19 protein-coding genes are annotated in these 20,935 nt (G+C 65.0%); 6 read left to right on the top strand and 13 right to left on the bottom strand.

Translation table 11 applies throughout. From position 1 onward, the window contains the following. Positions 1 to 102 precede the first annotated feature (102 nt). Positions 103 to 876, top strand: a complete 774-nt coding sequence (gene cobM, locus BVH01_RS03970; protein ID WP_075929050.1) for a precorrin-4 C(11)-methyltransferase — start codon at positions 103 to 105, stop codon at positions 874 to 876. Here the strand turns inward: cobM and BVH01_RS03965 are convergent. Together BVH01_RS03965 and BVH01_RS03960 are read right to left on the bottom strand one after the other, a co-directional pair. After that, positions 839 to 1,144, bottom strand: coding sequence for a hypothetical protein (locus tag BVH01_RS03965; protein WP_075929049.1), 306 nt, complete (start codon positions 1,142 to 1,144; stop codon positions 839 to 841). The genes cobM and BVH01_RS03965 overlap by 38 nt on opposite strands. Further along, positions 1,141 to 3,873, bottom strand: a complete 2,733-nt coding sequence (locus tag BVH01_RS03960; protein ID WP_075929048.1) for a PAS domain-containing protein — start codon at positions 3,871 to 3,873, stop codon at positions 1,141 to 1,143. Before BVH01_RS03960 ends, BVH01_RS03965 begins: the two co-directional genes overlap by 4 nt. 101 nt (positions 3,874 to 3,974) lie before the next feature. Between BVH01_RS03960 and BVH01_RS03955 the strand changes: the two genes are divergently transcribed. Beyond that, positions 3,975 to 4,439 carry a prepilin peptidase gene (locus tag BVH01_RS03955; RefSeq protein ID WP_075929047.1) on the top strand — a complete coding sequence of 155 codons (465 nt, stop codon included), beginning with the start codon at positions 3,975 to 3,977 and terminating at the stop codon, positions 4,437 to 4,439. Positions 4,440 to 4,608: 169 nt separating this feature from the next. After that, positions 4,609 to 5,331, top strand: a complete 723-nt coding sequence (locus tag BVH01_RS03950) for a response regulator transcription factor (protein WP_075929046.1) — start codon at positions 4,609 to 4,611, stop codon at positions 5,329 to 5,331. Between the two features lie 103 nt (positions 5,332 to 5,434). Here BVH01_RS03950 and BVH01_RS03945 read toward each other — a convergent pair whose 3' ends face one another. The 8 genes from BVH01_RS03945 to cpaB are packed head-to-tail and all read right to left on the bottom strand — an operon-like array spanning position 5,435 to position 13,519. Continuing rightward, positions 5,435 to 5,713 carry a DUF3613 domain-containing protein gene (locus BVH01_RS03945; protein ID WP_075929045.1) on the bottom strand — a complete coding sequence of 93 codons (279 nt, stop codon included), beginning with the start codon at positions 5,711 to 5,713 and terminating at the stop codon, positions 5,435 to 5,437. 35 nt (positions 5,714 to 5,748) lie between these two features. Further along, the gene (locus BVH01_RS24820) at positions 5,749 to 7,095 is read right to left on the bottom strand and encodes a tetratricopeptide repeat protein (RefSeq protein WP_075929044.1); all 1,347 of its coding nucleotides are present in this window, start codon (positions 7,093 to 7,095) and stop codon (positions 5,749 to 5,751) included. Beyond that, entirely contained in the window at positions 7,092 to 7,982 is an 891-nt protein-coding gene (locus BVH01_RS03935) for a type II secretion system F family protein (protein WP_075929043.1), read from the bottom strand. The genes BVH01_RS24820 and BVH01_RS03935 overlap by 4 nt, the downstream gene beginning before the upstream one ends. Beyond that, a complete protein-coding gene (locus BVH01_RS03930; protein WP_075929042.1) occupies positions 7,982 to 8,863 on the bottom strand; it encodes a type II secretion system F family protein in 882 nt (293 codons plus the stop codon). Before BVH01_RS03930 ends, BVH01_RS03935 begins: the two co-directional genes overlap by 1 nt. A gap of 30 nt (positions 8,864 to 8,893) precedes the next feature. Beyond that, positions 8,894 to 10,135 (bottom strand): CpaF family protein, encoded by a 1,242-nt coding sequence (locus BVH01_RS03925; protein ID WP_075929041.1) that lies wholly within the window; start codon positions 10,133 to 10,135, stop codon positions 8,894 to 8,896. After that, positions 10,135 to 11,301, bottom strand: coding sequence for a pilus assembly protein (locus BVH01_RS03920; RefSeq protein ID WP_075929040.1), 1,167 nt, complete (start codon positions 11,299 to 11,301; stop codon positions 10,135 to 10,137). Before BVH01_RS03920 ends, BVH01_RS03925 begins: the two co-directional genes overlap by 1 nt. A gap of 9 nt (positions 11,302 to 11,310) precedes the next feature. Continuing rightward, positions 11,311 to 12,549, bottom strand: coding sequence for a type II and III secretion system protein family protein (locus tag BVH01_RS03915; RefSeq protein ID WP_075929039.1), 1,239 nt, complete (start codon positions 12,547 to 12,549; stop codon positions 11,311 to 11,313). 19 nt (positions 12,550 to 12,568) lie between these two features. Then, a complete protein-coding gene (gene cpaB, locus BVH01_RS03910; protein WP_075929038.1) occupies positions 12,569 to 13,519 on the bottom strand; it encodes a Flp pilus assembly protein CpaB in 951 nt (316 codons plus the stop codon). Between the two features lie 392 nt (positions 13,520 to 13,911). Here cpaB and BVH01_RS03905 point away from each other — a divergent pair, with 392 nt between their 5' ends. The 3 genes from BVH01_RS03905 to BVH01_RS03895 all read left to right on the top strand — a co-directional run bounded on the left by BVH01_RS03905 (position 13,912) and on the right by BVH01_RS03895 (position 17,377). Beyond that, the gene (locus BVH01_RS03905; protein ID WP_075929037.1) at positions 13,912 to 14,109 is read left to right on the top strand and encodes a Flp family type IVb pilin; all 198 of its coding nucleotides are present in this window, start codon (positions 13,912 to 13,914) and stop codon (positions 14,107 to 14,109) included. Positions 14,110 to 14,154: 45 nt separating this feature from the next. Then, the gene (locus BVH01_RS03900) at positions 14,155 to 14,544 is read left to right on the top strand and encodes a response regulator (protein WP_075929036.1); all 390 of its coding nucleotides are present in this window, start codon (positions 14,155 to 14,157) and stop codon (positions 14,542 to 14,544) included. Between the two features lie 118 nt (positions 14,545 to 14,662). Then, a complete protein-coding gene (locus tag BVH01_RS03895) occupies positions 14,663 to 17,377 on the top strand; it encodes a DEAD/DEAH box helicase (RefSeq protein ID WP_075929035.1) in 2,715 nt (904 codons plus the stop codon). Positions 17,378 to 17,391: 14 nt separating this feature from the next. On the opposite strand, the gene BVH01_RS03890 is transcribed toward BVH01_RS03895, so the two are convergent. The 3 genes from BVH01_RS03890 to hexR all read right to left on the bottom strand — a co-directional run bounded on the left by BVH01_RS03890 (position 17,392) and on the right by hexR (position 20,813). Next, entirely contained in the window at positions 17,392 to 19,575 is a 2,184-nt protein-coding gene (locus BVH01_RS03890) for a patatin-like phospholipase family protein (RefSeq protein ID WP_075929034.1), read from the bottom strand. A gap of 86 nt (positions 19,576 to 19,661) precedes the next feature. Further along, positions 19,662 to 19,850 (bottom strand): PA3496 family putative envelope integrity protein, encoded by a 189-nt coding sequence (locus BVH01_RS03885; RefSeq protein ID WP_075929033.1) that lies wholly within the window; start codon positions 19,848 to 19,850, stop codon positions 19,662 to 19,664. A gap of 90 nt (positions 19,851 to 19,940) precedes the next feature. Then, the gene (hexR, locus tag BVH01_RS03880; protein WP_075929032.1) at positions 19,941 to 20,813 is read right to left on the bottom strand and encodes a transcriptional regulator HexR; all 873 of its coding nucleotides are present in this window, start codon (positions 20,811 to 20,813) and stop codon (positions 19,941 to 19,943) included. Between the last annotated feature and the right edge of the window lie 122 nt (positions 20,814 to 20,935).

Raw genomic sequence — 20,935 nt, 5'->3', positions numbered from 1 at the left:
CTTTCTCTATCCACGGGAAGGCGATCCCCCACCTGGCGACCGCATAAGCCGAACACCACGGTGGAAGAGAAAAGCGTCTTTCACCCTATACCCAGGAATCCCATGACCGTCTATTTCATCGGCGCCGGCCCCGGCGACCCCGAGCTGATCACCGTCAAGGGCCAGCGCCTGATTCATAGCTGCCCGGTAATCCTCTACGCCGGCTCGCTGGTGCCCGAAGCAGTGCTGGCCGGCCACCGCGCCCACCAGGTGGTGAATACCGCCGAGCTGCATCTCGATGAAATCATCGCCCTGCTACAGGCGGCCCATGCACGTGGCGAAGACGTGGCGCGGGTGCATTCGGGCGATCCGTCGCTGTACGGCGCCATCGGCGAACAGATTCGTCACCTGCGTGCGCTGGGCATCCCCTTCGAGATCGTCCCCGGCGTGACCGCCACGGCCGCCTGCGCCGCGCTGCTGGAAAGCGAGCTGACGCTGCCCGCGGTGTCGCAGACGGTGATCCTTACCCGCTACGCCAGCAAGTCGCCGATGCCGGCGGGCGAGCAGTTGCATGATCTCGCCCGCCACGGCGCGACCATGGCCATCCACCTGGGCGTGCAGCACCTGCCAGAGATCGTCGCCGAGTTGCTGCCGCATTACGGCGCCAGTTGCCCGATCGCGGTGGTGCATCGCGCCAGCTGGCCGGACCAGGATTGGGCGGTCGGCACCCTGGCGGATATCGAGGCCAAGGTCAGCGCCAAGGGCTTCCGGCGCACCGCGCTGATTCTCGTCGGCCGGGTGCTGGGTGCGCAAGACTTCGCCGATTCGGCGCTCTACAACGAAGGCCACCGCCATCTGTTCAGGACAAGCGCTGCAGACGATACAGGCTCTCGCTGACCTTGCCGCGGTTGTCGGCAATAACCATCTGCGCGCTGTAGCGGGCGAGGCGTCCATTGAGATCGCTGGCGTACAGCTGCTTGAGAAAGGCCGAGTAATCGACAGCGCTGGGTTCGCCGAACAGCCAGACATGCAGCGCCGGCAGGCGGAAACTCCAGTGTCCCTCATCGCAGTCGAAACCGGACTCGCGCAGCCGGGCGATCACCTGCTGGTCGCCATGCAGCACCGCTTCGCAGCTGCGATACAGGGTGTCGAGCCAGGCACTCATCCGCCTGCAACCTCTGGCAATTCGATACGGAAACAGGCCCCGCCCTGCTGATTGCTCACGCTCAACTTGCCACCCATCTGATTGACCAACCCATAGCTGACCGACAGACCGAGGCCAGTGCCCTTGCCCACCGGTTTGGTGGTGAAGAACGGGTCGAACACCCGGTCCAGCAGCAGCGGGTCGATCCCGCCGGCGTTGTCCTGAACCTGCACGATCACCTTGCCGTCCTCGCACTCACTGCGCAGCAGGATACTGGGCTCGAGTTCCGGGTGCTTGTCCCGCGCGCTTAGCAACGCGTCCTTGGCGTTGACCAGCAGGTTGATGATGACCTGTTCGAGCTGATCGGCATGCCCACGCACCTGGGGCGTGCCGCACAGCTGCAGGGTCAGGTCGATGTCGCGTACCAGTTCGCCTTCGCGGATCAGCGTCAGGGCGCCTTCGATGGCTTCGTCCGGGCTGAACAGATCGTCCTCGACCTCGGAGCGTCGCCCGAAGATGCGCATATGGTTGATGATCTTCGCCGCGCGGGTGATCTGCTGCTCGATACGGCCGAGCTTGTTCTTCAGGTACTCGGGGTTGGCCGAGCCGTTCTCCACGCCCTTGAGAGTGTTGGTGAGGGCAATGCGCATGACGTTGAGCGGCTGGTTGATCTCGTGAGCCAGCCCCGTGGCCATTTCGCCGAGCACCGCCATCTTGGCGCTCTGGTTGAGCATCTGCCGGGCCTTCTGCAGCTCGGTATCGTCGCGACCGACGGCCTGCACCTCGATCAGCTTTCCGTGCTCGTCGAACACCCCGCGCTCGGACAGCACCCACCAGATGTGCTCGCGGCCAGGCAGGTCCATGCGCACCAGCGCCGTACCAACTGGCTCATTGGGGGTCAGCTGGCGATGGCGCTCGCGAAACTGGGTCAGTTCCTGGGCCGAAAGATAAGTGGCCAGGCTGGTACCGGGCAGGTTTTCCTGGCGAATGCCCAGATATTGGGCCAGCGGCCGATTGGCGTAGACCAGGGTAAGGTCGGGGCGATAGCGACAGATGATCGCCGGCGAATCCTCGACCAGGATACGGTAGCGCTCCTCGCTCTCGCGCACCCGCTCGGCGGCCTGGGCAGCGTCGGTTACGTCCAGGCACAGGCCGACCGCTTCAATGGGGATGCCGCGCTCGTCGCGAAGCAGCTTGGCCTCATCCTGCAGCCAGTGGTAGCGACCATCACGGTCGATCAGCCGGTAGCGGCAGCTGGCCACGCCCTGGCTGAGCAGCGTGCGGGTGTGAGCGAAGTAGATGTCGCGATCATCGGGGTGGATGAAATCGGCCACGCTGCGCTGCACGAAGTCATCCAGCGTCCAGCCCAGCAGCGCGCTGCAACTGTCGCTGCAGAACACCGGCACGAAAACGCCTTCGTCGTAGCGGTTCACGTAGATCACCGCCGGCGCACTGGCGACCAGGCTCTTCAGGCGCGTGGTAGCGGCGTCGGCCTCGACCTCCTTGAGCTTCATGTCGTTGATGTCCAGCACGGCGCCGACAATGCGCCGCTGGCCGTTGGCATTGAGGATGCGTGTGTGGATGCGAAACCAGCACAGCGTATCGTCGGCATCGCGCAGGCGCACCACCTGCTCGAATGCCCGGCCGCTCAGTTCGGCGTCGCCCAGGCGGATGCGGAATTCGTCGCGATCGGCCGGGTTGAGCAGCTCCAGCCAGTCGGCCAGGGTGACCGCCTCATCCTCGCTGAAACCGAAACGCTGAGTCAGGCAGGGCGCCAGCAGGAAGGCACCGCTGCGCGGTACGTACTCCCACCAGCCGGTGCCCAGCAGGCTCTGCAGAATATCCACTCGCTCGCCGTGCACCTTGCGATTCTGCTCATCGAGACGTTGCAGCAGCGGCGCGGCGACATGGGCGAACAGATCCAGCCAGTCACGGGTATTGAGCTCGGGCATGCTCTGGTGGGCGACGTACGGCGAGCACAGCAGCCAAGCGCGGATGCCCTGGTGGTCGGCGTACGGCACCAGCCACACCGAATCCGCAGCGTGCCATTCGGCGACTCCGGCATCACCGCGCAGCCACTGCACCGGCTGGTCGCCGGCATAGTGCTGCAACTCCCGCGGCAGGTGCTGGCCATCGTCCCAGAACACCGGCGTCAGGGCATCGCGGTAATGGCCGACGACCTGCCAGCCGCCGCGCAGGGTATCCGGTAGCGCCAGGGCCACACAGGCCATACGCAGGGCCTGGGCCATGGCACCCAGCCAGTCGTGAATATGCCGCGCAAGTTCCACCCGCTCGGTGCCGCGCACGGTCTGCGCCACGGCGCTGATCTGCGAGAACACCTGCAGGCGCTGTTCGCAGGCATGCAACCTGGCCAGAAAATCACCGACTTCGAAGGCTTGTAGTGACCAGCCCTGTATTTCCGCCTTGAGCCAGCCACGGGTGTGAAGGATGCCGCCATCACGGGTCACGAACGACAGATCGAGCATCTGCTGCACGAAGGCCGCCAGGTCGGTGACCAGATAGCGGCTCTGCCCATGCAGCAACTGCTCCAGCGGCACTACCTGGGAAATCGCGATCGGCAGGCGATCGGACAGACTGCCAGAAACCTCGAACACGCGCCCCAGTGCGTCGATGGACAGATTCAGACAAGGGCTGTTGGCCGATACGGGAGGCGGCGGCGAGACGATGCCTGTCTCATGCGGCGTCTGGGGGTCTTCGCCGCGTTTGAACCAATCCTTGAACACTTGCATTGTCCGGCCCACCTACCATGATTAGCGCCGCGGACGGATGAAACTCCGCCAACATGAATCGGGCTGCCAAGCCCTTCTTTCCCTGGATACCCGTTGTCGCCATGTCCTACTTCCTACTGCTCGGCTGGCTGGCCGCCTGCGCCTGGCAAGATGCCCAGTACCGCCGGATCAGCAACCTGCCGACCCTGGGCGCCCTTGCCGCCGCCCTGCTCCACCTGCTGGCCGTTGGCAGTAGCCTTACCGGCGCCTCCGTTCAGGGCGCCGCACTGGCGATGGGCATAGCGTGTCTGCTGTCGCTGCCCGGTTACCTGACTCGCCAGATGGGCGCTGCCGACGTGAAGATGCTGCTCGCTCTGGGCGCCGCCAGCGACAGCAGCCATGTGTTGTTCAGCGTGATCGGCGCGGCCCTGGTGCAAGTCGCCTGGTTGATGCTGCTGCGCGCCAAGCCAGGCATCGCTGCGGCACTTCCCGAGAAATGGGTATTCCTCAGAGCGGCCACCGCGCAGAAGGCGCCCTACGCACCCTTTCTATTTGCAGGCTTCGCACTGACAGGTATCTGGTTATAGTGCGCAGCGAATAATCAAATGAGGATAACCAAGGGCTACACGTTCTCCTATAACACTAAAGTGATAACTCAACTTTTGCGAAGCCTGTACAACCGATCACTTTTGACACTAAGTTGGCCGCTGACTACGCTGCAAGTTGGTACCTTTACCCAATAGGCAGATGCCTCGCATGGAACGCATTAACACCTTGCGAATAATGATCGTCGATGACGAACCCATCATTGTCGAGGAACTCGCCGAGTTTCTCGACCAGCTGGGTTACGACGTGACCTCGTGCCACAACACCTACGATGCGCTACAAGCCTTTCAGGAGGATGAGCGCATCGCCATCGTTCTCAGCGATATGCACATGCCAGGGCTGACCGGCGTGCAGCTGGTGGGCGAGCTGGCCAGGCTGGCGCGCCCCGGGCGCCTGTATGAAACGGCCATTTTCACCGGCAGCACCGACAAGCAAGACGTCATCCTCGCCTTGCGCGCCGGGGTGAGTGACTATTACCAGAAGCCGGTGGACCTGCAGGAGCTGCAGGCGGGGGTGAAACGCCTCCATGAGCGAGTCGAGCAGAAAATCAAGGAACAGCAGATTCGCCAACAGATCCAGGACCTCGCCGCTTCGCTGCATGAAATGCACAGCGAGCTGATCCCGACCATACCGATCAAGAACGTCGCGCAGATGAGCGCAACGGCCGACACCATTCCCGAACCGTTCGACAAACTGTCACGTCGACAACTGGCCGTCGCGCAACTTATCGCCAAAGGAATGACCAATTATCAAATATCCTGCGAACTGGGTATTACGGAGAATACCGTCAAACTTTATGTTTCCCAGATATTGAGACTGACTCGAGTTCACAATCGGACTCAGCTGGCCCTGTCTTATCCTTCCCACGGGTAAAGTTTGTAAATACCTGTACAACTTCCAGCGCTTCGCTTGTTAAGAAGTTGTTAAAACTGCTTGGCCGTACAACTTTGACACTGTCGATTACGGCCAGCGCGTTCTACTCGCCCAGTTGCCCCCCGGCATCCTGCTCGAAGAATTCAGGGATTGGGTGCTTGTGGCTCTCCAGCCACCGCTGCAGTGCCAGCTCGCGCTCGGCGGGCGTTGAAACCTGCGGGTTGGGCGATGCCAGTTGCCCTTCACGCTGCAGCCGCAACCAGTGGCCTGTCTGGGTTTGCACCTCATCGCCCACCAGGGGGCGCCCCTGCCCTTCGTCCGCTGCCAGGCAGAAAGCTGGCAGGGCTGCCAGCAATGCACAGCCGATGATCGATCCTTTCATGGTGCTTTCCTCCTGGCAGCCGACCCGAGGCCGGTTCAGTTGACGCTGGCGGACGTTTCTTCGATCGGTACCACGCGCACGAAGCCGCCATCGTCCGGCACGATCAGGCGGCCTGCACGCATCTCGATGCCGGCGCGCACGGGCGGTGTTGCCGTGGCGGCGGGCGCTGCAGCACTCGCGGTGACGGGTGCACTGGCAACCACTGCTGTAGCGGGGGCAGGCGCAGGAGCGACTGGCGCAGCAGCAGGTTTAGGCGCGGCGGCCACCTGTCGCGGCGCTGGAGCTGCAGGGGCGGGCCGGGCGACCGGCGCTGGCGCGCGAGCGACAACGGGAGTGGCTGCAGCCGGAGCAACGGGAGGGCGAACGACCGGACGTGCTGGCGGCGTGGTGGCGCCCGGCGCCGGGTCGGCCTTGGCCAGAACGGTTGTTTGCGTGGCTGCCGGCTTTTCTGCATTACTGGCCAGCGACAACGGCACCACCGGGGTCGGCCGGAAATTGGACAGACGTGGCGCCGGAACGGCAGGTGTCGCCGTCGCAACGGCTGGCTGCACGACGACAGCCGGCTCGGGTTTGCTGGCTGACGCTGCTTTTACCAGCGGCGCAGCAGCCGGGGCGAGCGGCGCAGCGCTGGCCGACACAGGTGGCGGCTGTGGAGTCACCCGTACCACCGGCGCTTTGGCTGCCGGAGCCGCGGGCGGCGGCGGTGTGCTGGCGTTCTTGCTACGCATCGCCTGGGCACGCTCTTCGGCGGCGCGCAGTTGGCTGGCCGAGAAGCCCATGCGCTGGGCCAGGGCATCGGCCTGCGGGCGCATGCCCTGGTAAATCAGCAGGGTCAGCAGGTTCAGCGCCGGCTGCTGTTCGGTCTCATTGAGTTCCAGGGCGGTCAGCAATTCGAAACGGGCTTCGTCCAGACGCCCGAGGTTCATGTACACCACACCGAGGTCGTTGCGAATCGCCGCACTGGTCGGGTCCAGGCTGGCCGCCAGGCGCAGGTGCTCGAGCGCCTCGGGGTAACGCCCCGCGGCGCTGGCAAGTTGGCCGAGGCCCTGCTCGCCCTGGGCCTTGAGGCAGGTGCGGGTCAGGCTGGCGTACAGGTCGCCGGCTTCCGGGCGGTTCAGCGAACGCAGGATGCGCGCCTTGGCCAGGCGCGCTTGCGGCAGGTTGCCAGGCAAACGCTCCAGGTTGGCCAGCGCCGCGTGCAGGCGCCCCTCCTCGGCGGTCTTCTGTGCGAGGTTCAGTGCCAGTTCCTGCTCCTGGCTCAACGGCGCACAGGCCATCGGGGTCGCATCGGCCTTGCTCGTCAACCAGGGCGACTGGGCCGGGCCGCTTGCGCACCCTGCCAACAGCCCCATCACCCCCACCACGGTCACAACACGTTTCATCTCAACTCCCCCAGAGCACCGACGATTGCAATGAAGCCGGGCCCCGCCAATACGATCAACAACGCCGGAAACAGAAACATCATCATGATGACGGACATCTTGCCGGACAGCTTGGAAACCCTTTCCTCGAGCGCCGTGTGATGGCGGTCGTCGATCAGCTCCTTGAGCCGCAACAACGAGGCCATAGCGCCGCCGCCCTGGACGATAAGCTGTTCGAGGATCACCACGCAATCGGTGACCTCATAGACTTCCAGTGCGGCCGCCATGTCACGTAATTCGCGGCCCAGTTCGAGCCCCGCATCGACCCGCGCCAGCACCTGGCGCAGTTCGGCGCTGAGGTTGGGCAGGATGGTCTCGGCCTCCTTGGCCAACACCCGCAGGCCCTGTTCGACGGTCATGCCGACATCGAAGAGGATGCGCAGCAGCGGAATGAAGGTGGTCACCTCCTCGGCGAGCGCTTCCTGACGACTCTTCGCGGCCCAGGCCAGCCAGCGCTTGGGCAGCAGGTAGCCGATACCCAGGGCGAACACCGGCGCCAGCCAGACCGGCTGCGGCGGCCGGCTCATCAGCAACTGGACGATCAGTACCAGCGCCAGCAGAACGATCGGCGTGCCCAGCTGGATGGCCGAGAACATCGACTGCTGGCTGCGCTTGCGCCAACCCAGGCGGTTGAGCAGCTGCAGGGTTTCGCTGTCCATGCTCAGGGTGCGACGGCCCAGGGAGCTGCCGCCGATGCCGCGCATGACGCCGCCCCCGGAAACCCGCGACAGCGTACCCATGCGCTGGCTGAACTGGCGGCGCGCGCGCAGATCGGCATAGGCCAGGTACAGAAACAGCAGCGCCAGCGCCAATTGCAGCAGGGCACTAAGTATCAGCAAGGCGCTCATCACAGACTCCTCAGCATGCGCCACAGCGCCAGGCTGCCGAGGGCCTGTAGGATGAAGGCCAGAAGCAGCACCATGCGCCCGCTGGATTCCTGCCACATGCCGAGCATGAACTGCGGGTTGGTGATGAAGATGTAAAGCGCCAGGGCCAATGGCAGGCCGCCCATCACATAGGCGCTGATGCGCGTTTCACCGGTCAGCGCGCGCAGCCGGCGAGCGCTGTGCTCACGCTCGCGAATCAGCCGGATCAGGTTGTTGAGCAGTTCGCTGCTGTTACCGCCATAGCGCTGGTTGACCCGAACCCCCAGGGCCAGCACCTGGAATTCGTCACGCTCGTAGAGATCGGCGAAATCCTGCAGGGCCTCGCCCAGGCTCATGCCGCGCTGCACGTTGCGCCGGGTGCGGGCCATGGCGCCGCGCAGCGGTTGCGGGGCGGTTTCCATGGCCAGCATCAGGGCATCGCCCAGGGGCCGGCCGGACTTTAGGCTGCGAATCACGTGATCGAGAAACACCGGCAACTGCTCGATCATGCGCAACACCCGGCGCCGGTAACGCAGCGCGATGAACAGCCGGCCGACCAGCAGCGGGCCCAGCAGCATGATCAGCAGGCCCAGCCAGTGCCCGACGATCAGGCCCAGCACGGCGCCCAGCAACCAGACGAACAGCCACAAACCCAGGCCCTGACGCGGCTTGCTGAAGCCGGCGCGCAGGAACAGCTTGTCGAGATGACCGATGGCGGCGCCCTGCAGGGGCTCTGGCTGATCGGCCAGCAGGCGCTGGATCACCTGCTCCGAGGCGGCCTGCTCGCGGCTCCTGCGCAGCATCAACAGGCCCAGCGCCAGCAGCGTGAGGCAGATCCCACCCAGCAGCATCGATGCGGTCATCACGGCACTCCTTTGCCCATCGAATCGGCCTCAATCACGGCGCAGCTTGTGCCCGGCCGGGTTCGGTGCGTCGCGGCAGAAAGTGCCGCTGCCCGCCCGGTCCAGACGGAACAGAGTATTGGTGACGTACTGGTCTTCGCGCAGGCCGAGCACCTCCACCACCTCGCTGATGCAGCGGCGGCCATCGGGCAGGCGAGTCAGCTGGATCACCACGTCCAGCGCCGCGCAGATGGTTTGCCGCAAGGTGCGCTCGCCCACCTTGGCGCCGGAAAAGCCAACCAGGGTTTCCAGGCGCAGCAGGGCATCCTGGGCGTTGTTGGCGTGCACCGTACTCATCGAGCCGTCGTGACCGGTGTTCATGGCGGTCAGCACATCGAGCACCTCGGCGCCACGAATCTCGCCCAGCACGATACGGTCCGGGCGCATGCGCAGGGCGTTGCGCACCAGCTCGCGGGCGGCGATCTGGCCGAAGCCCTCGGCGTTGGGCGGTCGGGTTTCCAGGCGCACCACGTGGTCGTGCAGCAGCTCCAGCTCGGCGGTGTCCTCGATGGTGACGATGCGCTCGCGGGGGTCGATCATCTGGCTGAGCATGTTCAACAGCGTGGTCTTGCCGGTACCGGTGCCGCCGCTGACCATGATGTTGCAGCGCCGCCTGACCATCAGTTCCAGGCAGCTGAGAATCGCCTGGTCCAGCGAATTGCTGGCCAGCAGGTCGGCGCTGCGCAGCATGTCCTTGCGGAACTTGCGCACCGAAATGCACGGGCCGTCCAGCGCCACCGGCGGAATGATGGCGTTGATGCGGCTGCCATCGGGCATGCGCGCATCGACCATCGGCGAGGATTCGTCCAGGCGCCGGCCCACCGGCGCGAGAATGCGCTGGATGACCCGCAGCACGTGCTGGTCATCTATGAAGCGCAAGTCGCTGAGCTGCAGCACACCGCCGCGCTCGACGAACACCCGATGCGGGCCGTTGACGAGGATTTCGCTGACCGCTTCGTCCTTGAGGAGAATCTCCAGCGGGCCGAAGCCGGTGAGCTCATCGACCAGCTCCTCGGCCAGGCGATCCACCTCGTAACGGGAAATGGCGATCTGCCGGCGACTGACGTATTCGCTGACCTGCTCGGCGACGAACATCGCCAGCGAGGTGCGCGTGCCCTCCAGCAGGTTTTCGCCCTTCTCTTCCAGCGCATCGATCAGGTAACGGTGCAGCACCGGCTTGAGATCGTGCACGCCGATCCGTGCATTGGTACCGCCAAAGGGACCTATGGGCATCAGCTGTTCCTCAACAAGCGGCGCCACCATTGCCCTGCCGCACCGTGGCGCGGCTCGAACAGCCCGTTGGCCAGCGTCAGCAGGCCCTGGGTCAGGCCGTCACGGGGGGCGAACTCGAACAGCGGCACGCCCTGATTCTTGGCCTTGAGCCGGGTGACCGGGCTCAGCGGCAGGCCGGCCTCGAGGGGCAGCGCGAAGGTCTTGCTCAGCTCCGGCAGGCCGGGTGCCACGGCCGGCTGGTAGCGGTCGACCACCAGCCGCGCGTGGTCGAGCTTGATGCCCTTGCTGCGCCACAGGTTGAGCAGCGCCAGGTTGCGCCGGCAGTTGGGCACGCTCTGGTCGACGCACCAGAATAGCCGCTGCGCGTGGTTGATGAACGAGCGCAGGCCGTCGCAGTCCGGCTGGCCGCACAGGTTCACCAGCACATGCTGGAAATGCTGGCGCAGGCTGCCCAGCAGCAGGAACAGCTCGCCCAGGCTGAAGCGATCCAGGGCGTCGTCATCCGGGCCGTGGGGCAGCACCCGCAAGCCATCGGGGTGGCGGGCGAAGGCGCTTTCGATCAGGTTGGAATCGAGCCGGCGGATATGCCGCAGCGCATCGCCGAAGCAGAACGACGACTCCATGCCGAACAGCTCCAGGCTTTCGCCACGAGGAACGCCCAGGTCGACGTACAGCGTGCGCTGGCCACGGGCCTGAATCTGCAAGGCCAGGTGCACGGCCAGCAGCGCGGCGTCGGCATCGGGTTGCAGGCCGTAGAGCAAGGTCAGCTCGCCCTGCTCGCGGGACGGCGGCAGTTGCGGCAGACGCTGGGTCAGGCGGCGCACCAGCCCCAGCACCTCGCTGCTGCGCGAACCGTAGGCGATGAAGTCCCGTGCGCCGGCGCGCATGGCGTTGAGCACCAGCTGGTTGTCCAGGCCGTCACCCAGAGCCACCACCACGACCATCGGGCGCATGTCGAGCAGGGCCTCGATCAGGGCGCACTGGCCGGTCTGCCCCTCACGGCTAAGGCCGACGAACACCAGGCAACTGCCGGTCATGTCCATCAGGCCCAGCACCTCGTCGAGGGTTTCGCCAACGTTGAGCACCTGGCCCTGGCCGGCCAGGGCCGCCTGCAGCCATTCCAGGTCCTGCTTGCGGCGGGTCTGTGCGAGAAAGATCTGCTCCATGGCCGCTCCCTAGCGCGACAGGCCGTCAGCGCGATGAAAATCGCCGTTCTCGAGAAACAGCTGGCGAAATACGCCCGGGTCGTAATTGCGCAACTGCTCGCCCGGCAGGTCCGGCAGTTGCACGTTGGCTGCCAGTGGCTGCACCAGGTGCGGTGTGACCACCATCAACAGCTCGCGCTCCTCACGCTCGATGCGCGACGAACGAAAGAACGCACCCAGTACCGGCACGTCGCCGAGAAACGGCAACTTATCCACAGCCGAGGTGCTGTTGGTGGAGATCAGCCCGCTGATCACGAAGCTTTCGCCATCGGCCAGGGACACGCTGGTATCGGTGCGTCGCACGTTGAGCGCTGGAACCTGGGTACCGGCGATGGTGATGCCAGCGGTGAAATCGAGTTCGCTGACCTCGGGCGCCACCTTCAGGCTGATGCGATTGCGCCCCACCACGGTAGGCGTGATGGTCAGGCGCACACCGAATTCCTTGTATTCGATGGACAGCGAATCGCTGCCGCTACTGGGAACCGGGATGGGGAATTCGCCGCCGGCCAGGAAGCTCGCGCTCTGGCCGTTGAGCGCCACCAGGCTGGGCTGCGCCAGGGTGTAGGCGAAGCCGCTGTTTTCCAGGGCGTCGAGGCCGAGCAGGAATTTGCTGCTGCCACCGCCCCAGAGGATGTTGAAGCCATCCCTGACCAGCGGAAACGGCGCGCCGGACCCTACCCCGCCGACACCGCCAACCGGCACCGTCGCCGGCCCGGTACCAGGTGCGCCGATCAGAAAGTTGTTGGAGCCGGTGCCGAAGATGCGCATGCCGACCTCGCGCAGCTTGCTGCGCCGCACTTCGACGAAGCGGATATCGGTCTGTACCTGGCTCGGCACGGCCTCTTCATCGAAGCGCACCACCGGCTCGGCCATCGCGGCGGTAGCGGCGCCCTGCACCAGTACCTGGCTTTGCCGGGGTTCGCGGTCACAGGCAGTCCAGACCATCAGGCTGGTGGCGCCGCCGCGTTTGCCGATCAGCAGGAAGCTGTCCTTGCTGTTGAGGCTGACGTCCGCCACCTCCGGATCACCGATCGCCAGCCGGGTGATGGCCACCGGGAAGCGCAGCTCGCGCTGCGTGCCCTGGGTCACGTCCAGCACCGCCGGCACCGGCTCCAGCCCCGCACAGGAAGCGAACGCCGTCCCGGGCAGCGCGAGCAAAGCCGTCACCAGGCCGGTCAGCAGACGGAAAATACGCAGGCCATCGTTCATCGCGTTGCATCCTTGCCGATCAGGGGGTTTGCCGGGTGGCGTCATTGCCGCGGTACACCGGTATGCCGGCTGGCGCCTGCCGGGCCGGTTCGGGTTGCGCCTGAGGCGCGGGCGCCGCGCCACGCACGGCCAGTTGCTCGAACTGGAACAGCTGTCGTTGCGCCTCGCCGACATCGGCGACGGGCTCTTTTCCAGCGTAGTAATCAGCCAGGCGTTTTTCATCCGCACTGCGCACCGCCAGGCGCAGGCTGCCCACCTGGGTGGCGAGCATGAACCGCGTGAGCAGGGCCTCGGGAACGGCCAGCACCGCAGTGGCGGGTGCGTTGCGACGGCGACGGCGCTCTTCGTCGGCATCGCCCGACAGCTGAGCGGGCTCCCCTTCGTTGGTGATCCCCAGGGTGTCGCCGACGCTCAGCAGGCGCAGCGCCGGAATTACCACCTGGGCGGTCTGCTCGGCATTGCCTTCGCCCTGGCGCAGATAAAGCAGCACATCGACGTAGTCGCCCGGGCTCAGGTGACCGCCGCCGCCGATCACTTCATCGACCGCCACGGCCAGGGCGCGCTCGTGGGGGCGAATCATCCGCGCCAGCGGGCCGGCCATGTCGAACGCGGTCTGATTCAGCACGGTGCCCGCCGGCATGGGCTGCCACAGGGTGCGGCCGATCAACTGCTCGGGGCTGGCGAAACTGCCCGGTGGCGCAATGCGCAGGCGCTCCACGGCAAGATCGTCCCGGCTGATGGCCACCAGCGGCTGCACTGCCCTGGCCAGCACCACCACGTTGACGCGCTGCTGCTCATCGACCTGGGTCTGCAACTGATTGCCGACCGCAGCAGCTGGCGTCACCGCCGGCGCGGATGGCATGGCTACCGGCTGTGCACTCTGGCGACCGAGGGTGATGCCCCAATAGCCGGTGATCACCGCACCCACCAGCAGCAAGCTGGCCAGCACCAGCGTCAATCGACTATTCATGACAGCACGCTCCTTGTTGCCTTACGCCGGCAAGCACCCGGTACAACCCGCCATGGATGGTGATCAATCAGCGGCGACATGAAAGTTCGCCTCAAGTATCGGCACTTGGTAAGTTTGGTTTAGAGATTTTTATTGTGAAACTTATAGCGGACTTCACCATCAAGATAGAACATACCGTTCGTCGCAGTTACAGCTCTGTAACCCGCGCCATTAACTTGGCAGACCGTCAGATAGTGCCTTAGCCCTTGAATTCTTTAGAAGTAATAGTTGTATTTAATACTTTATATGTAATACCAAGGTGAATTTGCGAACAGCACTTCTCCCTTTCAAACTTTCCCTGCAAGTCCCTGACACAGGCGTCCCTGCCTGCCCTGGCTACAGAGGAAGTACCCATGTTTACGCTCATCATCCTTCGCGAGAAAATTCGCCAGTTCTTCGCCAGCGAAGAAGGTGCGTCGGCGATTGAATACTCAATTATTGCAGCACTGATTGCGGTGGTTATCGTTGGCGCTGTCACCGATGTTGGCGAGCAGGTCAATGGCGTATTTGAGCAGATAAGGGATGCGCTAACACCAGCTGCAAATCCTTAATACCTATAACTGAGTTGGCTGTTCAACCGAACAAGGCCTCTACTTATGCGCCAACATATCCTGCTAGTCGACGACGAAGCCGACGCCCTTGAAGAACTCGCCGAGTTGCTCGAGGGCGAAGGCTTCCAGTGTCATTGCGCCGACACCGTCGCATCCGCCATGGCCTGCCTGAGCAAATGGCCGGATATCGCGCTGCTGATCACTGACCTGCGCATGCCGGACGAAAGCGGCCTGCGCCTGATCCAGAACCTGCGCAGCACGCCGCGCTATGCCACGCTGCCGATCATCGTCATGTCCGGGCATGCCGACATGAACGACGTGATCGGCCTGCTGCCCTTGCAGGTCGTGGATTTCCTGCCCAAACCCATCTACCAGGAACGCCTGATCGAAGTGCTCAACCAGCGCTTTCCGATCAACAAGGTTGCCAACGCCTAGGCAGCGCCTCTCCTGCCATTGGACCTGTCCCATAGCGGCAATGCCGTACGCACCGATGACACCGATGCCCGAGCAGCGGTAGAGTCGCCGGCTGAATCCCGGCCGCCACGGACACACCATGCAGGAACACGACGCACGGATCGCACGCCTGCTGGCCTTCTACCGCAGTGCTTACCTGGCCGACAGCCGCGACCTGAACCTCGACAACCTCTCCGCACTGCCGGCCGGGCGCCTGGCCTGGCTCGATGGTCGCGAAGAATTGGCCAGCGGCGCCCTGCCGCTGCTGGCATTGCCGCCGGGTATCGGCGCCGAGCTGGAGCGTCAGCAGCGCCTCTACCAACGTGAACTGCAGCTGGTCTACGGCGTGCTGCCGGTGTGCGGACGACTCGCCGGTGGCGACGGCCCGGCCACGGCGTTCTGCGCACCATTGGTGTACTACGAAGCCACCCTGAACAACGGCAGCGAAGGCGACGCGCACCTGCTGGCCATCGACCCCAGCCAGCCCCTGGCGAACTGGCGCCTGCTGCGCCAATTGCTGGTCGACGGTGACAACGCTTCGCTCGACGACCTGCCCCTGGCCGATGCGCCCATCGATGCCCATGTACTCGGCGACCTGCTGGGCTGGATCAGCCAGCGCACGCGAGTCGCCGACGTGCTCGCCGCCAGCGGTTTTCCGGCGCTGGAGGATCAGGATGCCGTGACCAGGGCGCTGCGCCGCCGCAGCCTGTCGCTGCGTGCTGCTGCCGTGGTCGCCCTGGTGCCCCGCGGCAGCGGTAGCCGCGGCATCGTCCATGAGCTGCAGCAGCTGCAGGAAGCTGGCGACTGGTCGGCGCCCTTGCGCCAGTTGCTCGGCGAGCCCCAGCCGATCTCGCCGCAGGGCGCCAGCACGCCCCATGCCCTGCCAGCGCAGCTCAGCAATGCCCAAAGCCAGGCGCTGGCCAACGCCGCACGCTACCCGCTGAGCCAGATCTCCGGGCCGCCCGGCACCGGCAAGAGCTACACCCTGGCGGCCCTGGCGCTGGATCGTTACCTGCACGGCGAATCGGTGCTGCTGGTCAGCCGCAGCGCCCAGGCCGTGCGGGTCATCGGCCAGAAGCTGCGTGAGGACTTCGGCTTGCGCGACGCGGTGCTGGAGAGCGACGGCGGCAGCCTGCAGCAAACCCTGCGCGATCGCCTGGCCAGTCTGCTGCAGGGCCAGCTGCCGAATGCGCAAGCCGATACCGAGCAGGAGCTGCAACGCGAGCTGCGCCAGTTGATCGATCAGGAGCGTCGCCAGGCCAAGGCCCTGGCCAGGCGTGGTGAACAGGCGCTGCGCTGGAGCAGGCTGATCCTGCGGGCCGAACGCAGCACCCTGGGTTTCTGGCGTCGCCACCTGCTGCTGCCCTGGGTCAGGCGCCGGGTACGCGGCAGCGTGCGCCCCTGGGCGCTGCTCGATGAACTGCGCGATTGCCAGCAGCGGCGTGAACGCCTCAGCCGTGACTACCTCAATACCCGTCGCGCCACGAGCTTGAGTGGCCTGCTGGCCGGCAACCGGCAGCTGTTCGTGCAGTACAACCAGGCGATTCGCGCGCGCCAGTCGCAACGACAGCTGGCGCTGTTCGACGACATCGATCCACGGCTGCTGCTGACCGCTTTTCCGATCTGGGTGGTGACACTGGATGAGTTGCATCGCCTGCTGCCACTCAAGGCCGACCTGTTCGACGTGATGGTCATGGACGAAGCCACCCAGTGCGACATCGCCTCGGCCCTGCCGGCCTTCCAGCGCTGCCGCCGCGCGGTGATCACTGGTGACGCCAGGCAGCTGCGCCACCTGTCGTTCCTGTCGCGCAACCGTGAGGTTCAATTGCTGCAGCGCAGCGGCCTGCCAGGCGAGGACCGCGAGCGCTGGAGCTATCGCGACAACAGCGTGCTCGATCTGGTGGGCCTGCATCTGCCGGAGCAGAGTGCGCTGACCTTTCTCGACGAGCACTTTCGCAGCCGCCCGGCGCTGATCCGCTTCAGCAACCAGCGGTTTTACGACAACCGCCTGCGAGTGATGAAGGAACGCCCGGGCCTGGCCCACTGCGACAGCCTGCAGGTACAGCGGCTGACGGGCGAACGGGCTGGCAATGGCGTCAACCAGGTGGAGCTCGAGCGCGTGCTGCAGCTGATCGACGAACACATCGCCCGCTACGCCGACAGCCCGGTCAAGCCGAGCATCGGGGTCGTGTCGCCCTTTCGCGATCAGGTCGAGGCCATCCGCCAGCGCGTCGCTGGCCTCGACTTGCAGCGCCTGCGCGATTTTCGTGTGCTGGTGGATACGCCCTATGGCTTCCAGGGCGAGGAGCGCGACCTGATGATCGTCAGCTTCGCCCTCGACACCGGTGCCAGCCAGGCCGCGGTGTACCTGAATCGCCCGGACATGTTCAACGTGGCGATCACCCGCGCCCGCGAACGCCAGGTGCTGCTGTTCAGTGGCAACGAGCGCCAACTGCCTACCGACCACCTGCTGCGCCGCTATCTGGAAAGCGCCGCCCAACCGCCTGAGGCGCCCCATCAGCAACCCGAGCAGGACGATTTCGAACGCGCCCTGTGCACCGCGCTGGCGGCCCATGGGGTGGTCACCTGGACGCGCTATCCGCTGGCCGGCCTGCTGCTGGACGTGTTCTGCCAGCGCGGCGACAAGTGCCTGGCCATCGACCTGATCGGCTTCCCCGGCGACGGCGAGGGGTTTCTCGAACTGGAGCGCTACCGCGTGCTGGCGCGCGCCGGCCTGGAGGTCGTGCCGTTGAGCTACGGCCTCTGGAGCCAGGAGCCGGAGCGCGCGCTGCAGGCCTTGCTGCAGCGGCTATAAGCGCTGGCCGGCACTCAGAACGTGTGCCCCAGGTTCAGGTACAGCGCCTTCTCGTTCTCGTCATTGAGGCCGTAGCTGAAGTTCAGCGGCCCCAGCGGCGTCTCGTAGCCCAGAAACACGCTGGCGGCGTTGATGTAGCCGCTATCGAAGGCGTTGTCGTTGTTCCACACCCGACCGCGCTCCAGGGATGCGCCGAGGTAGATCGGAAAATCCAGCGGCAGGAACGAACGTGGGGTCATGCGCCGGTAGTAGACCATCCGCCCGAGGCTGATGTTCTGCCCGGCCAGGGCATCCTGGCGAAAGCCCGACAGCTGCCGCGCGCCGCCCAACTGGAAGCTGGAGGTGACGATTTCGGCGTCATCGAGGGTGCGCCCGTAACGCCCGCCGATCACCAGGCTGTGCGGCCCCTGGCTGAACGCCTTGTCGAGCTTGATCTGCCACTGCCGATAACGATCGTCGGCCCCGAGGCTGGAGTCGTACTGGCGCAGGTTCAGGCTGATCTCCTCGCCCTCGTGGGGAAAATCGACGTTGTCGAGAGTGTCGAAGGCGTACTGCAGCTCGTAGTAGCCCTCGGTAAAACTGAACTCCGGCTGATCGCGCTCGCCGATACGCACCTCGGCGTCGCCCCAGGCCTGGCCCACACCGAAGCGCAACTCACCGTTGTTGGCGATCTGCCGGCCGATGTCGAACCCGTAGCCATAACGTTGCACGCGGTATTCGGCGATCGGATCGTTGTCCAGAACCGACTCGACGTTCCACGCCTCGGCCCGCAGGTTGGGCGCCACGAACCATCGCGAGCCGACGTCGAGTGGCTGGTAGAACTCGCTGAACAGCTCCTGCCGGTCGCCCAGTTGCACCCTGGTGAGCCACTCGGCGCCGAGCCGGTTGATGCCGTTCTTGCGGAAGCTCGCGCCAAGATTGAAGACGCTGTCGCCGTTGAAATCGTCGGAGAGGTTGAGCCCCAGGCGCAGGTAGTCGGTGCCGGTGCGTTTCTCCCGTGCATCGATCACCAGGGTGTTGCGCTCCTCGCTGTTGACCACCCGGTACTGCACCCGCTCGAAATAATCGAGGCCATACAGGGTGCCCATGTCGCGCTGCAGCGTGGCCATGTCCAGCGGCTCGCCGATGGGCTGGCGGATGTAGTTGCGGATCACCTCGTCGCCGACCTTGGAATCGTTGTCCACCTGGATGGCGTGGATCACCGGAGTGCGCTGCTGGGCACTGCGTGCCAGAGTCAGCGCCGGGTTGCCGCCACCGCGGCGCACCAGCTCGGCGAGGCGCGGCTGCAAGGCGCGGGCCGCCTTGTAGCCGGCCTCGATCAGTTCTTCGCCACGGCCGAAATCGGTAACCCCGAAACTGGCCATGTCCGGCTGGACCAGCACGTCGCTGTCGCGCAGGGTCGCCAGCTGCTCCTCGGAATTGCGCCGGGTCATCATGGTGATCGACTGGTTGAGCACGTCGACCACGGTGAGCAGTTCCTTGCGCGGTTTCAACGGCGTGCCGATGTCGACGACGATGACCCGGTCGACGCCCATGTCGCGGGCCACGTCCACGGGAATGTTGTCGACCATGCCGCCGTCGACCAGCAGGCGACCGTCCAGCTCGACCGGCGCGAACACCGCCGGAATCGACATGCTGGCGCGAATCACCTGGGGCAGGTGGCCACTGCGAAACACCACTTTCTGATCGTTGGCGATATCGGTGGCCACGGCGCGAAACGGGATCGGCAGGCGGTCGAAGTCGCGCACGTCGCTGCTGCGCACCAGCAACCGCTCGAGCAGCAACGCCAGGTTCTGGCCCTGAATCACGCCCAGTGGCAGGCCGAGGCTGCCGTCGTCGCGAAAGCTCAGGCGCTGCTTGATGAGGAAGTCGCGGTCATCCTGCTTGCGGCGAAACGGCACGTCGGTGCGCGGTGGATCGTCGGAGAGTACCTGGCGCCAATCCATGGTCAGCGCCACTTCTTCGAGCTCGGCGATGCTGTAACCCGAGGCATACAGCCCGCCGATCACCGCACCCATGCTGGTGCCGGCGATGGCATCGACACGTACGCCCTGCTCTTCCAGTGCCTTGAGCACGCCGATATGCGCCAACCCGCGCGCCGCGCCACCGGACAGCACGACACCGACCTTGGGCTGGGCCTCTTGAGCGACGCCGACAAGGGGAATAAACAGCAGTAGCAGAATGAGCAGACGGCGCATGGCACATCCCTGGCGTTAGGGCGGAGGAGCGCCATTATAGGAGCCTGCCCGCCAGGGATGCGCGCTGCGAAACGTTCGGTTTGCAATCAGTGCAGGCGGCGCGATTCGCCCATGAACGGATCGTGAAAACTGGAGATTTCCGATTGCAGGCGACGATTCTCGCCATAGGCCTCGATGGCGCGGCGGTAACGCATGCGCTGCTCGTCGAGCAGCTTGCGGCGGGCTTTCACCACGCTCTGTTCCGGGTGCAACGCTTCATCCACATGGCGAGCCATGGCAGGTCTCCAGGTTGAATTACGGGAGACCAGCTTCAGCGAAGGCGATGACAGTTTGAGGAAAAAAGCGTGACGCCTGGGTGACCGGTCTCAGGCGCCTTCTTCGTGGGCTTTCACCGACTTGGCCGACAGGCGCAGGCTACGCAGGCTGCGTTTGACGCTCTTGAGGTGGTTGACCAGGCTCGGGCCGCGGGCCATGGCCACCCCCATGGCGAGCACGTCGATCACCACCAGGTGGGCGATGCGCGAGGCCAGAGGCGTGTAGATCTCGGTGTCTTCCTGCACATCGATGGCGAGGTTCACCGTAGCCAGGTCGGCCAGCGGCGTCTGCCCGGGGCACAGGGCGATCAGCGAGGCGCCGGCCTCGCGCACCACGTTGGCGGTGATCAGCAGATCCTTGGAGCGCCCGGATTGGGAAATGCACACCGCCACATCGGAAGGTTTCAGGGTGATCGCCGACATGGCCTGCATGTGCGGGTCGGAATAGGCCGCCGCATTGAGCAGCAGGCGGAAGAACTTGTGCTGGGCATCGGCTGCCACCGCGCCCGAGGCGCCGAAACCGTAGAAATCGATGCGCTGCGCCTTGGCGCACAGGGCGATGGCTTTTTCCAGCGCCACCGGGTCGAGCTTCTCGCGCACTTCGATCAGGGTGTGCAGCGTGGTGTCGAAGATCTTCATGCTGAAGTCGGCGACCGAGTCGTCTTCATGGATCGCGAACTGGCCGAAGCTGGCACCAGCGGCGAGGCTCTGCGCCAGCTTGAGCTTGAGATCCTGAAAGCCGCTGCAGCCGATGGCGCGGCAGAAGCGCACGATGGTCGGCTCGCTGATGCCTACCGAGTGGGCCAGCTCGGCCATGGAGCTGTGCATGACCGCTGCGGGATCGAGGAGCACATGATCGGCCACCTTGAGTTCCGACTTACGCAGGAGGTGGCGTGACTGGGCGATGTGCTGCAACAAATTCACTGGCGGGGACTCGACTGGCAAAGGATGGTTACGCCGGCTGGGGTTGGAGCGCCACGACTCGGTTATGATCGAAGGACGCCGCCGGGCTGTAGTGACCTTGTAGTTATACTACAAGCCTGGCG

The organism is Pseudomonas sp. PA1(2017) (assembly GCF_001945375.1).
Taxonomy (GTDB): domain Bacteria; phylum Pseudomonadota; class Gammaproteobacteria; order Pseudomonadales; family Pseudomonadaceae; genus Aquipseudomonas.
The sequence above is the reverse complement of the archived record's forward strand: the minus strand, read 5'-3'. Positions and strand labels throughout refer to the sequence as shown.

Coding starts and splice junctions, on each gene's coding strand:
- cobM (WP_075929050.1), top strand. CDS start 103: ATGACCGTCTATTTCATCGGCGCCGGCCCCGGCGACCCCGAGCTGATC.
- BVH01_RS03965 (WP_075929049.1), bottom strand. CDS start 1,144: ATGAGTGCCTGGCTCGACACCCTGTATCGCAGCTGCGAAGCGGTGCTG.
- BVH01_RS03960 (WP_075929048.1), bottom strand. CDS start 3,873: ATGCAAGTGTTCAAGGATTGGTTCAAACGCGGCGAAGACCCCCAGACG.
- BVH01_RS03955 (WP_075929047.1), top strand. CDS start 3,975: ATGTCCTACTTCCTACTGCTCGGCTGGCTGGCCGCCTGCGCCTGGCAA.
- BVH01_RS03950 (WP_075929046.1), top strand. CDS start 4,609: ATGGAACGCATTAACACCTTGCGAATAATGATCGTCGATGACGAACCC.
- BVH01_RS03945 (WP_075929045.1), bottom strand. CDS start 5,713: ATGAAAGGATCGATCATCGGCTGTGCATTGCTGGCAGCCCTGCCAGCT.
- BVH01_RS24820 (WP_075929044.1), bottom strand. CDS start 7,095: ATGAAACGTGTTGTGACCGTGGTGGGGGTGATGGGGCTGTTGGCAGGG.
- BVH01_RS03935 (WP_075929043.1), bottom strand. CDS start 7,982: ATGAGCGCCTTGCTGATACTTAGTGCCCTGCTGCAATTGGCGCTGGCG.
- BVH01_RS03930 (WP_075929042.1), bottom strand. CDS start 8,863: ATGACCGCATCGATGCTGCTGGGTGGGATCTGCCTCACGCTGCTGGCG.
- BVH01_RS03925 (WP_075929041.1), bottom strand. CDS start 10,135: ATGCCCATAGGTCCCTTTGGCGGTACCAATGCACGGATCGGCGTGCAC.
- BVH01_RS03920 (WP_075929040.1), bottom strand. CDS start 11,301: ATGGAGCAGATCTTTCTCGCACAGACCCGCCGCAAGCAGGACCTGGAA.
- BVH01_RS03915 (WP_075929039.1), bottom strand. CDS start 12,549: ATGAACGATGGCCTGCGTATTTTCCGTCTGCTGACCGGCCTGGTGACG.
- cpaB (WP_075929038.1), bottom strand. CDS start 13,519: ATGAATAGTCGATTGACGCTGGTGCTGGCCAGCTTGCTGCTGGTGGGT.
- BVH01_RS03905 (WP_075929037.1), top strand. CDS start 13,912: ATGTTTACGCTCATCATCCTTCGCGAGAAAATTCGCCAGTTCTTCGCC.
- BVH01_RS03900 (WP_075929036.1), top strand. CDS start 14,155: ATGCGCCAACATATCCTGCTAGTCGACGACGAAGCCGACGCCCTTGAA.
- BVH01_RS03895 (WP_075929035.1), top strand. CDS start 14,663: ATGCAGGAACACGACGCACGGATCGCACGCCTGCTGGCCTTCTACCGC.
- BVH01_RS03890 (WP_075929034.1), bottom strand. CDS start 19,575: ATGCGCCGTCTGCTCATTCTGCTACTGCTGTTTATTCCCCTTGTCGGC.
- BVH01_RS03885 (WP_075929033.1), bottom strand. CDS start 19,850: ATGGCTCGCCATGTGGATGAAGCGTTGCACCCGGAACAGAGCGTGGTG.